At 46.9% G+C, this 15,042-nt stretch carries 12 protein-coding genes; 2 read left to right on the top strand and 10 right to left on the bottom strand.

Going from position 1 to position 15,042, the window contains the following annotated elements; genetic code table 11:
• Positions 1-51: 51 nt before the first annotated feature.
• The 8 genes from DFP83_RS05415 to DFP83_RS05380 form a co-directional block, all read right to left on the bottom strand.
• On the bottom strand, positions 52-705 hold the full coding sequence (locus DFP83_RS05415) for a GNAT family N-acetyltransferase (RefSeq protein ID WP_110573937.1): 654 nt from the start codon (positions 703-705) through the stop codon (positions 52-54).
• Positions 705-1,301 (bottom strand): lysophospholipid acyltransferase family protein, encoded by a 597-nt coding sequence (locus tag DFP83_RS05410; protein WP_110573935.1) that lies wholly within the window; start codon positions 1,299-1,301, stop codon positions 705-707. Before DFP83_RS05410 ends, DFP83_RS05415 begins: the two co-directional genes overlap by 1 nt.
• Complete coding sequence (locus DFP83_RS05405) at positions 1,301-2,176, bottom strand: DUF3014 domain-containing protein (RefSeq protein WP_110573934.1); 876 nt, start codon at positions 2,174-2,176, stop codon at positions 1,301-1,303. The genes DFP83_RS05410 and DFP83_RS05405 overlap by 1 nt, the downstream gene beginning before the upstream one ends.
• A 28-nt stretch (positions 2,177-2,204) precedes the next feature.
• Positions 2,205-2,987: a peroxide stress protein YaaA gene (yaaA, locus tag DFP83_RS05400; protein ID WP_110573932.1), complete on the bottom strand. Its 783-nt coding sequence runs from the start codon at positions 2,985-2,987 to the stop codon at positions 2,205-2,207.
• Positions 2,988-3,003: 16 nt separating this feature from the next.
• Positions 3,004-3,951 carry a protein translocase subunit SecF gene (gene secF, locus DFP83_RS05395; protein WP_110573930.1) on the bottom strand — a complete coding sequence of 316 codons (948 nt, stop codon included), beginning with the start codon at positions 3,949-3,951 and terminating at the stop codon, positions 3,004-3,006.
• Between the two features lie 8 nt (positions 3,952-3,959).
• Positions 3,960-5,804, bottom strand: coding sequence for a protein translocase subunit SecD (secD, locus tag DFP83_RS05390; RefSeq protein ID WP_110573928.1), 1,845 nt, complete (start codon positions 5,802-5,804; stop codon positions 3,960-3,962).
• A 24-nt stretch (positions 5,805-5,828) separates the two neighbouring features.
• Positions 5,829-6,164: a preprotein translocase subunit YajC gene (gene yajC / locus DFP83_RS05385; RefSeq protein ID WP_110573926.1), complete on the bottom strand. Its 336-nt coding sequence runs from the start codon at positions 6,162-6,164 to the stop codon at positions 5,829-5,831.
• A 135-nt stretch (positions 6,165-6,299) separates the two neighbouring features.
• Complete coding sequence (locus DFP83_RS05380; RefSeq protein ID WP_110573924.1) at positions 6,300-7,820, bottom strand: sigma-54-dependent transcriptional regulator; 1,521 nt, start codon at positions 7,818-7,820, stop codon at positions 6,300-6,302.
• 132 nt (positions 7,821-7,952) lie between these two features.
• On the opposite strand from DFP83_RS05380, the gene DFP83_RS05375 reads away from it, so the two are divergent.
• Positions 7,953-8,576, top strand: a complete 624-nt coding sequence (locus tag DFP83_RS05375) for a trimeric intracellular cation channel family protein (protein ID WP_181416375.1) — start codon at positions 7,953-7,955, stop codon at positions 8,574-8,576.
• A 2-nt stretch (positions 8,577-8,578) separates the two neighbouring features.
• Positions 8,579-11,914: a PAS domain-containing hybrid sensor histidine kinase/response regulator gene (locus DFP83_RS05370; RefSeq protein WP_110573922.1), complete on the top strand. Its 3,336-nt coding sequence runs from the start codon at positions 8,579-8,581 to the stop codon at positions 11,912-11,914.
• Here DFP83_RS05370 and DFP83_RS05365 read toward each other — a convergent pair.
• Both DFP83_RS05365 and DFP83_RS05360 read right to left on the bottom strand, forming a co-directional pair.
• The gene (locus tag DFP83_RS05365) at positions 11,888-12,532 is read right to left on the bottom strand and encodes a response regulator (protein WP_110574041.1); all 645 of its coding nucleotides are present in this window, start codon (positions 12,530-12,532) and stop codon (positions 11,888-11,890) included. The genes DFP83_RS05370 and DFP83_RS05365 overlap by 27 nt on opposite strands.
• A gap of 110 nt (positions 12,533-12,642) precedes the next feature.
• Positions 12,643-14,859: a TonB-dependent receptor gene (locus DFP83_RS05360; protein ID WP_110573920.1), complete on the bottom strand. Its 2,217-nt coding sequence runs from the start codon at positions 14,857-14,859 to the stop codon at positions 12,643-12,645.
• Positions 14,860-15,042: the final 183 nt, after the last annotated feature.

The raw sequence follows: 15,042 nt of genomic DNA, 5'->3' as shown, positions 1-15,042 counted from the left end.
TAGGAATTCCTTGTAATCTCAATAATGCGTCAATAATACCACATTTTACCGTTATTTTCGGGCTAACGTGTAGGAATAAAATACTTCCTGTGTGTCCCTATTCGTCGCTACCTTGCGTGCCGCGCTATTCTCTAACACGGCAAGTGCCGAATGATTCGAGTCCGACACGGGGAATAGCACTTGTGACCACGGCCAACTGGATCTCAACCAATCAGTCGTTAACGCAAATAAGTCATTATGGAGGCTGTTAGCAACCGCATCCTGCCCAAGCCACCAGGTAATTTCTGCTTGGAAGTTGCTCGTATCCAATGCCGCACCGCTAGCACGGTCAGAAGCGACTGGAGCAAAGTAGACCATACCCACAATTTGCTTTGACTGTTTATCAATAACGACAAAACTAAAGGCTGTTTTTTCTTTCATTTGTTTCAGCAAGTGCTGGATCATTGAGCCATTTTGTTCTTCTGACGTCTTGCTACTTGGCCAACTCCAACCCAACTGTTCGTAGAGCCAAGGTTGTGAATCCATATAGGACGTGTAGATTTCAGCTGCATCGGAAGGCTTCAATGCCTCGATCTTTAATCGGGATGATTCCGTGGTCTTCGCCATCGACAAATCATCTTGCCAGAACTCGACTGCTGATAAACTCCAGCTCATGGCAATAAAGAAAGCTAAAATGATGGTTGTCGCTATGCGCTTAACAATCATTATGCTCGCTTTCCTTGAGCGTGTGCAAAAAATCCCTTAACGCGTTCAAGCTCGCGCTCAATCTCGCCATTAATCATCATCGCCGGTCCAATATCAATCGCCTTGCGAGCAAAGTCCATTGCCACAGGAACGACAGGCACATTAGCTTGCTTAGCAATATGTAAAAATCCTGACTTCCACTGTTTGACTTTTTTACGCGTGCCTTCAGGCGTAATCACCAGCACTAATTCATGCTTGGTTTTAAACTCCTCGACCATCTTGCCAACAACACCATTGGCGGCGGAGCGATCGATAGGAATGCCACCAAGCTTAAGCATCAAACTTTTAATCGGAAAACGAAAAAGACTCGCTTTACCCAAATAATTTAACTTAAGCCCCATAGCGAGCATCACAAACACCCCAACAGGAAAATCCCAGTTAGAGGTGTGCGGCGCAATTGGAATGATAGCCTGGCGTGTATCCGGCATTGAACCGTTGATTTTCCAGCCTCCCATCAGACGCATGCCTACACGTCCGACCCAACGCGAAAAGCGATTTCCTTGTGATGGGAAATCGCCTTCTAAATTACTTGGTATTACATCTTTATTTTCTGTCATTAATTGTCTCGAAACGCTGCTTTTACATCTCTTAATTTAGCTTTGATTCGCTTAATATTTTCTGGCCCCATGCGCAAAAGTTGCTTTTGCGCCGGCGGTAATGCTTCAAGTGACGAATCATGATAAGTATACATGACACTGTCGTCATCTACTCGTACAAGTGATTCAGGAACGGGAGTTTCTAACAACACATTAATCGCTTCGATAACGGCGTTCTCAAAATCACTGTCTGGGTAACCGATTTCACCGTAAGCCTCTTGGAACAGTGGCTTAAACAGTTCATAGTTATCTACCAATGCACTTGCATCAAGGCTCGTAAACCAATCGACAATTGGATCGTAGCGTTGATAACTTTGCTCATCAATGTATAGCTCACCCTCAACCTCAATGACCGAGAAACGACCATCTGGACGTTGTACAACGGTGCGATCAGTGACAAGCATGCCGTTTCGCAAATTATCGATGATAACCACTGCATCTTTAATCAATTGAGAACTTTTAAGCGGTTGAATCTCAAGACCGCTATTATCCAATTCTTGCAACACGGTTGGTGTGCTTTCGTTCAATTCAGGAAGCGTAATAGCAGGTTCGGGCTCTACTGGCTCCTCTGTACTGGTCTCTGGCGATACGACCGGTTCAGGCTCTGGCTCAGGTTCAGGCGTTGGCTCCGGCTCTTTCGGTTCAACCGCAGGTGCTTCTTCGGGCTGTTTTGGCATATCCATCGACTGAGTCTGCTTTGGTTCGGACTCATTAGAACCCGATAAAAGCCACCAACTGCCGCCGCCAATAATAATAACGATAACAATAACGGCAACGATCCATCGTGCAGCACTGCTACTGTTCTCTTTGTCAGGATAGTTATCTTGTTCTGCCATGCCCTGCGGTCCTCATTGTTACAATAGGTTAAGGTCGATCGCTTTCAGCGCGTTTAAACACGAGTTCTTTGTCACTCGATTCCGATGCTGAGAAGCGATAGCCTGCATAGTCAAATGCTTTTAAATCAGACACGCTGTTCGGCTTTTGGTTCACCATAAAGCGAGCCATCAGTCCACGCGCTTTCTTTGCATAAAAGCTGATGACCTTGAACTGACCGTTCTTCTCATCTTTAAATACGGGCGTGACTAACTGGGCTTTGAGCGCCTTTTTATTGACGGATGAAAAGTATTCATTCGACGCTAAATTCACCAATACATCACTGTCTGTCTGAGCCAGATCGGCGTTGAGCAACTCGGTGATTTCATCACCCCAAAACTCATACAGATTTTTACCACGCTCATTATCTAACTTGGTGCCCATCTCCAACCGATAGGGCTGCATCAGGTCAAGCGGACGGAGTAAACCGTACAAACCAGATAAAATTCGCAGTTGCTGCTGTGCTGAGCGGACATCATCATGAGTCATTGACTCCGCATCCAAGCCTGCATAGACATCGCCATTAAACGCGTAGATAGCAGGACGCGCATTGTCTTCAGTAAAAGGCAGGCTCCACTCGGTAAAGCGCGCAGCATTTAGACCCGCCAGTTTATCGCTGATCTTCATTAACGAGCCGAGTTGCTGAGGAGTGAGCTCGCGGCAACGCTGAACCAGTGTTTCAGCCTCATCTAGCAACCGAGGTTGCGTTGCTTCTACCGCAAGATAGTCCGATTCATAATCTAAATTCTTGGCGGGTGAAAGTACCGCGAGCATAATGTTCTCCTATCGACTATTGCAGCGGATCTTGGTCCGCGCCTTCTTTCTCAACTTCTGTTGGCATCAGGTCTTCACGACTCACACCGAGTGTAAGTGCTACGCTACTGGCTACGAAAATCGATGAGTACGTACCAACAATCACACCAAATAATAACGCAGTCGCGAATCCATGGATCAATTGCCCACCGACAAAGAACAACGCTAACAACACTAAAATAGTGGTTAATGAAGTAATTAGGGTTCGGCTCATGGTATCCGTTAATGCACGGTTAATAACCTGCGTAGGTGTCAATTTAGCGTACTTGCGGAAGGTTTCTCGCACGCGGTCGGAAACCACCACGGTATCGTTTATTGAGTAACCGATGACCGCGAGTAATGCAGCCAGTACAGTCAGGTCGAATTCGAGCCCGAGCACTGAGAAAAGACCTAAAGTCAAAATGACATCGTGAGCCAACGCCGCCACAGCACCGACAGCTAGTCGCCATTCGAATCGCATTGCGATATAAATCAGGATACATATCAATGCGGTCAGCATAGCTAGGCCACCCTGCTCGACGAACTCGTCGCCTACGTTAGGGCCAACGAACTCAATACGACGCATCTCAATGGACGAATCAATATTGTCGCGCAAAGTCGTTAAGATCTGCGTACCAAGTTCTTCGGCTTTAACACCCTCGCGCGGTTCAAGCCGAATCAGCAGGTCTTGCTGAGTACCATAGTTCTGGACAACGGCATCGGCAAATCCACCCGCCTCTAGGGTACCACGTACTTGATCGAGATCGGCTGCTTGAGGAAAGCCGACTTCAATCAAGGTTCCGCCAGTAAAATCTAAACCAAAATTCAGTTTGTTTACCGATAGTGACACGATTGACGCAAGAAGGAGCAAGCCACTGATGAGTGCAAATACTCCACGAAACCGCATGAATCCTATGCGTTCTTTTGTATTAATTAACTGTCTCATCATTCACCCTAAATTGATAACTTGCTAAGACGCTTGCCACCCCAGACGGAGTTAACAATCGCTCGCGTACCGACAATCGCGGTAAACATTGATGTGATAATACCGATTGCCAATGTAATCGCGAAGCCTTTTACCGGACCATTACCCACGGCAAACAGGATGATCGCTGCAATCAACGTGGTGATGTTCGCATCGGCGATGGTCGATAGCGCACTATCATAGCCGTGATGAATCGCTTGCTGAGGGCTACGCTTAGCACGAATTTCCTCTCGAATTCGCTCAAATATCAACACGTTCGCATCCACGGCCATACCCACCGTCAGTACGATACCCGCCATACCTGGTAAAGTCAGCGTTGCGCCTGGAATCATCGACATCACACCGATAATCAAAATGATGTTGGTCGCCAATGCGATATCCGCAACAATACCGAACTTTCTGTAGTACAACACCATAAACAGCAGTACTAACACCAGACCCCAGATAATTGCCTGGGTCCCTGCATCAATGTTCTGTTGACCAAGGCTCGGTCCGACGGTGCGTTCTTCAACAATTTGAATCGGCGCGATCAAGGCACCTGCTCGTAGCAATAACGATAAGTTTTGTGCTTCTTGCGGTCCTACGCCCGTGATACGGAAGCTACTACCCAAACGCGATTGGATCGTAGCCACACTGACGACTTCTGCTTTCTTGTTAAATTGCAGATTGCCCTCAGCATCACGCTCGCCCGTTGACTCGTATTCCATAAATACAGTCGCCATTGGTTTACCGACATTGTCTTTGGTCGCAAGTGACATTTTATCACCTCCAACACCGTCAAGCTCGATATTAACCTGTGGTCGATTGTACTCATCGTACCCAACGCCAGCATTCACAATGTGGTCGCCCGTCAAAATCACATCTTCTTTGAGCAACTGCGGTCCGCCATCACGTGAAGGCAATAATTGACTACCAAACGGCACGCGACCATTCATCGCGTCACGCACGTCGTTTTCGGTGTCCACTAAACGAAACTCAAGCGTTGCTGTCGCACCCAAAATTTCTTTCGCGCGCGCCGTGTCTTGCACGCCAGGCAACTCGACAACGATACGATTCGCACCTTGGCGTTGAATTACCGGTTCAGCCACACCGAGTTCATTAACACGATTACGCATAATGGTGATGTTTTGCGATACGGCATAGTCACGTGTTTCCGCGAGTTTTTGCTCAGTCATTTGCATGCGAACCGTGTTGGTCTCTGCATCCGCAAACATCTGGTAGCCTTGATAACGTCCATCTAAGTACGCTTCGGCCTGTTGGAAGTCTTCGTCTGAACGAAGCTCAACATTGATCGCATCATCTTCTACGCTGACATTGGTATAGCGAATACGCTCTTCGCGCAAAGAACTGCGAATAGTATCTTTCATACCATCGAGTATTTTGCGCATGGCTTCGTTCATATCGATTTCCATCAAAAAATGAACGCCACCACGTAAATCTAGGCCCAATTTCATTGGCTCTGCACCAATAGACTTTAGCCATCCTGGCGTTGCCGGAGCTAAGTTAAGGGCTACAATATAGTGCTCACCTAAGCGCTTATTAAGCGCTTCACGCGCTTGCAACTGCTCTTTATCTGAACTGAGTCGAACCAATACTTGCTCTTGTTCAAGCGCAACGGATTTGGGTGAGATGTCTTCTGACTTCAGCGTTTCACGAACTAGATCAAGCGTTGAGGCATCTACTGTTGCTTGACGATCTGCGGAAATTTGTACTGCGGGATCTTCGCCGTAAATGTTAGGCAGCGCATACAGCGCTGCCAACAAAATAACGAAAATTACGAGCAGGTTTTTCCACAACGGGTATTTATTTAACACGTCGTGCCTACCTTACATTTTCTATTAGAGAGACTTCATTGTACCTTTAGGAAGAACTGAGGTAACTGCCGCTTTTTGTACAGTCACTTCGATTTCTTCACTTAAAGCGATGACGATAAAATCTTTGTCGTCACTCACTTTGGTAATTTTGCCGACCATACCGCCTTGCGTAAGGACTTCATCGCCCTTGCTGAGCGAACTAATGAGCTCTTTATGCTGCTTCATGCGTTTGGCTTGTGGACGGTAGATCAAGAAATAAAATACCAAACCGAATAATAGCAGCATGATGATTAGTTCCATGCCGCCACCTTGAGCAGCTGCACCATCTTGCGCGTATGCAGGGCTAATAAAAAAACTCATAATGTTTCCTCAATTGATGTTGCTTTATAATAATTGAACGCCACTCATATCAGATGAGGGCTGATTTCTTAATTGCAAGTGCTAAACGCACAGTTTATCGGATTTTCAACGTGTTTAATATGCCTAGTGCGTTAGCTAAATCTCAAGCCCCATCGCTTTTAAACGTCGCCGTAATCCAACTTGCGAAACTTTCAGTGCCCACATCATTTTTTCTGTGTCACCTTTGTATCGTTCATAGTGCTCGCGAATAGCCGTTTCTGACAGATCTTGTGCAGTATTAATGCCGTCAAACCGTTGAATCAGCTGGTATACGGATGCACGAGAAATATTGAGTTCTCGAGCGGTCGCTTGCAACTCAAATCGATTGTTTTGTAACGACTCTATTAACTCATCTTTGCTCACGCTATTAGGTTTGCGAGATTTAGTCACCTTTTTACTGTTACTCGCGTTAGGTAGTTCTTGCTTTGATGCAAGGATACTCAGCAGTTGAGGGTCCAAATATAGACGCTCTTGTTCGCGGCTATCAATCACAATTTGGCGCGCCACATTACGCAACTGTCGCACATTGCCCGGCCAATTAAATAGCAACAGCTGCACCATCAAATCGGTCGGTATCTCGGCATTAAAACGCTTCTTCACATTGACCCTAGACCACTGTTCCTCGACAAAGTGAGTAAATAGCAGACCGATGTCCTCTCGTCTATCAACCAAACTCGGAACGAACAATTGATAAGCAGACAATAAATTATTCAGGCGCCACAGTAACGAACTTTTATTCTCAGGACAGTTGTCGTAAGTGCTTGTAAGCATGAACCGACATTTAACAGGCACTGGCGTCGAATCATTGATAGCCAATACTTTTTGTGCTTTAAACGCTTTAAATATTAACTCATGTACTTTTTCTGAGGCGTCTTCCAGATCTTCTAATAAAATCGAGCCCTGCCCTGCTTGTTCTAACCAACCTTTGCGACGTTGCCCATTGCGCACCGTGCCAAACAGTTCTTCCTCCGCCACAGCATCATGAATAGCAGCCACATTCACCGAAACAAAAGGCTCATTAGATTGATCGCTGTAGTCATGAATGCTGCGAGCGACATGTTCTTTTCCGACCCCTGCGGCACCTCTAATCATTACTGGCAAATTGAGTCTGGCAATATTCTTTGCTTTGTCTCTAACGGCAGCTATATCGGGGCTGATACCTAAAATAAGATTGTCATCAGGCACCAGCATGTGTTGCAGCGGCAAAAACTTAAACAACAATACTACTTTTTGACTCAAGGTAAGGATAATGCCTTCGTGCAGATCGTCCGCGGTTAGCAAATACTCCTGCTGCTCCGAGCGCCCCGGAATGGTAACTTGGGTGCTCGTGCTGTGTGCGCGAATTCGATAAAGTTCTTCGGAATCCTTTTGTATAATTAATGGCGACCGACTGATGTGTGGGTCAGCGAGCGGTTTCCCAGCATAACCATTTTTAGAAAATTCAGGTCGATTACGACTCACGTAGCCCCGTCCCTCACGGTCCAAATCTAACAGTGGGGCTACCTCGCCAACACGGTTGACGTTTGGATGAAGCGCGATCACTAACATCGGAACAACAGATTGCTGCTTGTCCAAAGAGTCATGCGCGTGCTGTGTCTTAATGTCGGCTATATCCATAGTTTGCTAGTCCTTAAGCATTGTCGGCGTCACTTTTACCATAATACTGTGCTGTCTTAAAAACTGCTACATTTCTAGTCGAATCTGTGGCACTGTTGGCTTTATTTTGTGTCCAATAGCGCCTCGATCAAAATGTCCTCAATTGACTTAATATTCTACCTGACTGATTTAGCGGGTGTCGCCGTATTTGCGGTAGCAGGTACCTTACTTGCGTTCCGTAAAAAAATGGATGGCTTTGGTGTCATAATTCTCGCTTCTGCAACAGCGATTGGTGGCGGTACAACGCGAGACCTGATTTTAGATCTACCCGTATTCTGGACGCACGACCCGACATACATTTATGTCATCATTGCGGCTGCGTTACTCACGATTATTTGGCTTCGGTTCAAATCATATATCCCAATTAATACTCTGTTAATTGCGGATGCTGTCGGTTTAGCATTTTTTGCCACAATGGGGGCACAAAAAACACTAGCAGCCGGCTTTACACCGTTCATTGCCGTTATCATGGGCACCGTCTCAGCGTGTTTTGGCGGTATGTTGCGCGATGTGTTAGCGCGTGATATCCCGATGGTATTAAAAAGTGAACTCTATGCAACAACCTGTATTATCGGCGCGACCATATACACGGTCCTTGTTCCTTACTTTCCTGTCACGGCGCTCGCTGCGAGCATGCTGGTTACTTTGGTCGTGCGTCTTGGTGCAATTCGTTATCAATGGTCGTTGCCCGTTTTTAAAGAGCACGAGCACCACTAACCATGCTATCCATCGGCTGGATTATCACCATCGCGGTGACTTACCTTTGCTTGCTATTTTTGATTGCTTATCGTGGTGATAATCTTAGCCGTAAACGCGTAAAGCCTTATCGCTATGCGTTAGCTCAGGGGGTACATTGCACCTCATGGGCATTCTTTGGCACCGTCACACAGTCCGCTATTTATGGCTGGTCGTTCGCCCCCACCTATATCGGTGCGATTGTTGTGTTCCTGGTATTTCATCGCGTTCAGTTGCGTTTACTTAGCTATTGTAAGCAGCAAAATATCACTTCAATTGCCGATTTGGTCGGCAGCCATTTCGGTCGCTCATCGATTTTATCTGGGTTTATCGCCATTACTGCACTGGTTGCCGTAGTACCTTACATATCATTGCAACTACGCGCCGTGACGGCGAGCGTGACAACACTGACAGGTGTAGCGACTGGCTCAAATACATTCTTTGATCTAGCGCTACTAGTTACTTTAGCGATGGTCAGCTTTGCATTTCTATTTGGTACACGTCGCCTATCCTTAGCGGAACAGCATAATGGTCTGATGGATGTCGTTGCCTTTGAATCCATGGTAAAACTAATTGCCTTTATGATTATCGGTGCCTTTGCATGCTGGTCTTTGTTTGATGGCGTGGTTGACTTAGTTGAACAAAGCTTAGCTCAGGCTTCGATCAAAACGATACTAGAGGGTCGCCCAGACGGCATCTATATTTTTATTGTGCACGCGTGCTTAGGTGCATTATCAATGTTCTGTTTGCCACGCCAGTTTCATGTAAGCTACATCGAGTGTAACCATCCCGATGAGCTCAAAGTCGCGCGCTGGGCCTTTCCGCTCTATTTATTTGCGATCAACTTTTTCATTCTACCGATCGCATTAGCGGGTCTGGTTGTCGCACCTGAGTACGCGCATACCGACATGTTTATGTTGTCTCTGCCGATCATTGCTGAACGACCCGATATCAGCACAGTTGCATTTATCGGCGGACTCTCAGCATCAACCAGTATGGTACTTATTGCGTTATTAGCACTGAGCATCATGATGGCCAACGATGTTGTTATTCCCAGTTGGTTGCACCTGTTTAAACACCCAAGCCGACGGCTTTCTCCTCGGCTGGTACTCAACATTCGCCGAGCAACCATCATCGTTGTGATGCTGTTAGCATATGGATATTACCAGCTAACCTTAGAGTCGCTGCCATTAGTTAATTCTGGTCTCATCGCATTAGCCCTTTTAGCGCAATTAGCGCCGGGTATCCTTGCCACCATTCTATGGCCCCGGGCCAGTGGTCTTGGGGTCATAGCTGGACTTCTCATGGGTTGGATAGTCTGGTTCTGGCAGCTGCTCCTACCTGCATTAAATACCCATCAGCCCATGCTTGATACAGACCTTGCCGATGGCGTTGTATTAAGCCTTATACTAAACTTTTCAGTGTTTTGGGTGGTGTCTATGTTGCGCCCCCAAATTCCGCACGTCTCCGTTCCTAACTTAAGAGATTCAATCGAGACGAGCAGCCTGACTTGGGCTCGTTTATACACAGTACTGTCGACTTTTTACAGCGATGCCCAGTTGCGGATCGTCCAGCGCCGACTCGATATTGATTTATTCTCTCAAGATAATCACGCTACCGTGCCCGCCGACGTTATGGTTCGTGTAGAGCGCGAGCTATCTGCGGTAATTGGCACTTCTGCCAGTCGACTGCTTCTCGAATCTGTTTCAGAACAGCACTCGCTCTCGGTTGACCGTATGGTTGACTGGGCAGCTGAAGCATCAAAGCTCTACCGTTTCAACCGAGAATTACTACAGGCTTCGGTCGAGAATATTCCACAAGGCATCAGTGTAGTCGATCAAAAGCTTCGGTTAGTCGCTTGGAACCAACGTTACGCTGACATATTCGATTATCCGACAGGTATGTTAGAGACAGGTATTCCCGTTGAAAAACTGCTGCGATTTAACGCCCACCGGGGGCTGTTAAGCTCGCACGAAACGGATATCGAGAAGGAAATACAAAAGCGCTTAGATTACCTTCGCTCAGGCAGTGCTTATTCGTACCAGCGCCAGCAAGGCACACGCATCATTGAACTACATGGGAACCCGATGCCAGGTGGTGGCTTTGTCACGACCTACAGTGATATCACCGAAAAAATCGCCGCACAAAACCAACTCCGACAAGTGAACGAAGAGCTGGAGCAGCGAGTCGCCGAACGTACAGAGCAATTGTTGCTCGCAAAGCAAGCCGAGGAGTATGCTCATCGGAGTAAATCACGTTTTTTTGCTGCCGTAAGTCATGACTTGATGCAACCCTTTAATGCAGCGAGTCTGTTCACCGAAATGTTAGTCGCTAAATCAACTGATTCGCAACGACCGATTGCCGCACATTTAAAGCAGTCGCTTGAACAAGCTGAAGAGTTGTTAACCATGCTGCTCGACATGACTAAACTCGACAGCGGACACCTAAAACCGGAATACCAAAGCTTTGATATCGGCTCAGTCTTACAGCCGTTAGTAGAGCGCTACCGCTATACCGCGCATGAGAAGCAGCTCAGATTTCATTACATCGATAGTCGCGTGCGTGTGCGCAGTGATCGACGGTTGTTAACTCGGGTGTTTCAGAATTTATTATCTAATGCGCTACGCTACACCCATTCGGGGCGCGTTACAGTCGGCTGTAAACGTACCAATAACCAAATTACAGTTTGGGTCATCGACACTGGACCGGGTATCCCTGAGCACAAGCAACGTGAGATTTTCCGAGAGTTTCACCAATTACAAAGCGACAGCGACAACCCAGGGCTAGGTCTGGGCTTATCTATTGTGGAGCGTATATGTCGCTTAATGGAGTTGCCTTTAACACTGCGCTCGATGGTTGGAAAAGGAACAGCTTTTGGCATCTCGTTTGACGCGCTTCCTCCTCTACCAAATGAATCTAAAACTAAAATAGCAGAAGAATTTGATACCGCCGAACTGATACTGAGCGATTTTCATGTGTTAATTATTGATAACGATCCGCAAGTATTACTTGCTACAAGCGAGCTACTCAAGGGATGGGGAGCACAAATTACGACGGCAGAGAGCCTAAGCGATGTTTCGTCGCTTAAGCCCTGTGATTTAATTTTCGCCGACTATCATTTAAATCGAGGCTTGACGGGTGTCGATGTCATACAAACACTTCGCGAAAAGTGGTCATGTGACACACCTGCGATCATCAATTCTGCCGATCCCACAGAGTCAGTGCGTCAAGCTGCGATGGCTGTAGAAGCGTACTTTATACCTAAACCACTTAAGGTTGGCGCACTCAAGCGCTTACTCAAGCGGATCCGAGGCGGATAACATCTGGCGGAATAAAATACCTGCTTGGGTTCGGTTTACACAATGTAGCTTTCTTAGGATGGCTGAAACATGTTGTTTAATCGTAGTCTCCTGCACACCGAGATCAAAGGCAATTTGCTTATTAAGCCGTCCATCGGCGATGGCTTTTAATACTTTAAGTTGTTGCGGCGTTAAGCTCTCTAAACTACGGGCAAACTTGACGACTTCGTGATCAGTTTCGGTGAGATCGACGAGTCCTTCAGGCAACCAATTATCACCTGCTAACACCGTTTCGACTGCGGCCGCCCATTCCGGTAAGGGAACTGATTTAGGAATGTACGCACTTGCACCGAGTGCCATCGCCTGACGAATGATATGTGCGTTTTCATTCGCCGATACAATCACCACGAGCACATCAGGAAACTGACTGCGTAATAAAGTTAAGCTCGTCAGCCCCTCATTACCGGGCATCGATAGATCAAGAAACACCAGTTCGAGTTGTGGGTTCTGCTTGAGTTGTGTTTCTAATTGAGCAAAAGTTGATGCTTCTAATACATCTGATTCGAGCGTTTCACCCAATGCCTGTTTGATCGCGGCGCGAAATATAGGATGGTCATCTGCGATGATGGCGCGTGCCATGGAGCTAAATACCGTGTTAAGCATTTGTTGATGCCACCATGCTAACCAGTTTTATAGGAAGATACCAGTGCGAGTGATGCTCGCACTGGTCACTGCGGGTTGCTGACTAATTAAAAGCGATATCCGACTGTCAGAGATACCGTACGTGGATCGCCATAGTATCCAGTTACAATGTTCTCTCCGAAGGTCGAGCCGAAGTTATATCCTGCTAAGCGATATTCTTCGTCGAATACATTTTTTGCGTGCAATCCGATGTTCCACTGACCACTGGTTGAGTACCACACTAAGCTGGTATTCGCTAGGCTATACGCATCCTCATCCAACGGTGACGGTACCTCAAAAATCTGGGTATCATCGCGATAAGACATCGAACTCGACCACACTAACGAACCGCTATCGAGCACGAACTCTTTGGTGAAGCCCAAGTTTGCCGTGAGTTTAGGCGTATTAGCAAATGACCAAGTATCTGAAACGTCCTCAACTTGTTGAGTTTGTGGATTAAAAAACGCGACCTCGTCAAACTCTGCGTCGATGTAACCAATAGAGCCAGTAAAATTGAGTGTCTCAGTTGCTGCGAAGGTCGACTCAAGCTCAACCCCTTGCACTGTTGAGTCCGCCGCATTTAACACTTGCGATGCAACACCACCACTTTCGACAGCACGTTGAACGGTCACCTGCATGTCCTGATAATCCGAGTAAAATACAGCTGCATTTAAGCGTAACCGGCTATCAAGCCACTCGCTTTTAACACCAAACTCGAAGGTATCAACAATTTCAGGGTCATAGGGATTCGCGGCATCGGGGTTTAAACTGACATCGGCACGCATGTCTACACCACCTGATTTAAAGCCATTGCTATAGCTGCTATACCACATCATGTCAGGTGTCATTTGGTAACTCACACTCGCGTGAGGTGAAAATTTACTCCAGTCCTCTTTGGTAGTGAAGTCTGAATTGATGACGATAGGATCAGCCGAGTAGTCGCCGCGATCTAAGAACTTCACTCCCGCGAAAGTATAGCGATACACGTCCGCATCTTTCTCATCGCGCGTATAGCGTCCACCTACAGTCACAGACCACTGGTCATCTAACTTGTAGCTTGCTTGACCAAAAACTGCTTCGCTGGTGGTGTCAACACAGCCACCGTTATCAATGGTTAGGTTTAACAAGCCCAACACGGTGCCAAAGACACCACAGGCTGTGCCATCATAAAAATACAGACCACCGATAAAGTTTAAGCGATCATCCGAGTAGGTTAGCTGAAATTCTTGCGTTGTTTGGTCGTCATCGTAGTATGCGGGTACCAACAACACTGGGTTTACGGTCGAGTCAAAGTCGATATTGGTATCGGTGCTACCTTCGCGGTAAGCAGTAATCGACTTGAAGCCCCACTGAGCATCCACATCCCAATCGACAGTCAAAGAATACCCTTCGGTTTCAACCGAGTTATCTGTCGGCATAGCGGTATAGGCGTCAAACACATCTTCAAGATAGGGTTCGTCACTTAACAGTGAGGGTAATAGTCGATGTCCTCCGCGCGCATTCGAGTCGTCTTGAGTCCAATCAGCGGCAAACTTCACATCGATATCTTTACTTGCTAACCAACGCGCATTAAAACGTCCTGTCATTAGCTCTTTATTGTAGTTTTCAGCACCCGTATTAACGAACTCTCCGTAACCATCACGATTAAGCGTTGCAAATGCACCTCCCACATAGAAGTTATTGCTCAACGCGGTTTGTCCCGCGACTTTGAGGTCCGTTTGATTGTAAGTACCCACCGTGCCTTTAATTTCAAATTCATTGTAACCTGTTAAATCGCGGGTGACGTACTTCATCGCACCACCGATGGTGTTCTTGCCATATAATGTGCCCTGAGGACCACGCAGCACTTCAACGCGTTGTACGTCTAATACTTCCAACACGGCGCCTTGTGGGCGAGCGACGTAGACATCATCAATATAGATGCCGACACCCGGTTCAAAACCCCACAATGGATCCTGCTGACCAATCCCTCGAATATATGCCGTTAAGGTTGAGTTGGTACCTCGGCTGACTTGAAACGTCGTATTAGGCATCTTGTACTGTAATTCGGTAATGTCTTCGATGCCGTCCCGTTCGAGTTCTTGTTCTCCAAATGCGCTGACAGCCACAGGCACTTCTTGGAGACTCTCACTGGTGCGTCGCGCTGTGACTTCAATTCGTTCGAGTTTGTCAGATGCTTGTTGTTCGTCTTGCTCGGCGGTATCCTGCGCCCACACCGACGCACTCCCAAGCACGCCTGTCATCGCCAGTGTTAACAGCGACAGTTTAAATCCTTTGTTGTTCATGGTGTTTCCCCTGACATTTAGTGTCATTGTTATTGCAATTATTAGCTGTGCATCACGCACCAGAATCATGGCTGTTAATTAACCTAGCGCAAAATGTTAAAAAAGTGATCTGTACCATAGTACTATGGGTTAACGATCGGTGTTGACGCACAATAGAGTCATGCAACGACCAGAACATGGCCC

The sequence above is a fragment of the Idiomarina fontislapidosi genome (assembly GCF_003226255.1).
GTDB lineage: Bacteria > Pseudomonadota > Gammaproteobacteria > Enterobacterales > Alteromonadaceae > Idiomarina > Idiomarina fontislapidosi.
The sequence above is the reverse complement of the archived record's forward strand: the minus strand, read 5'-3'. Positions and strand labels throughout refer to the sequence as shown.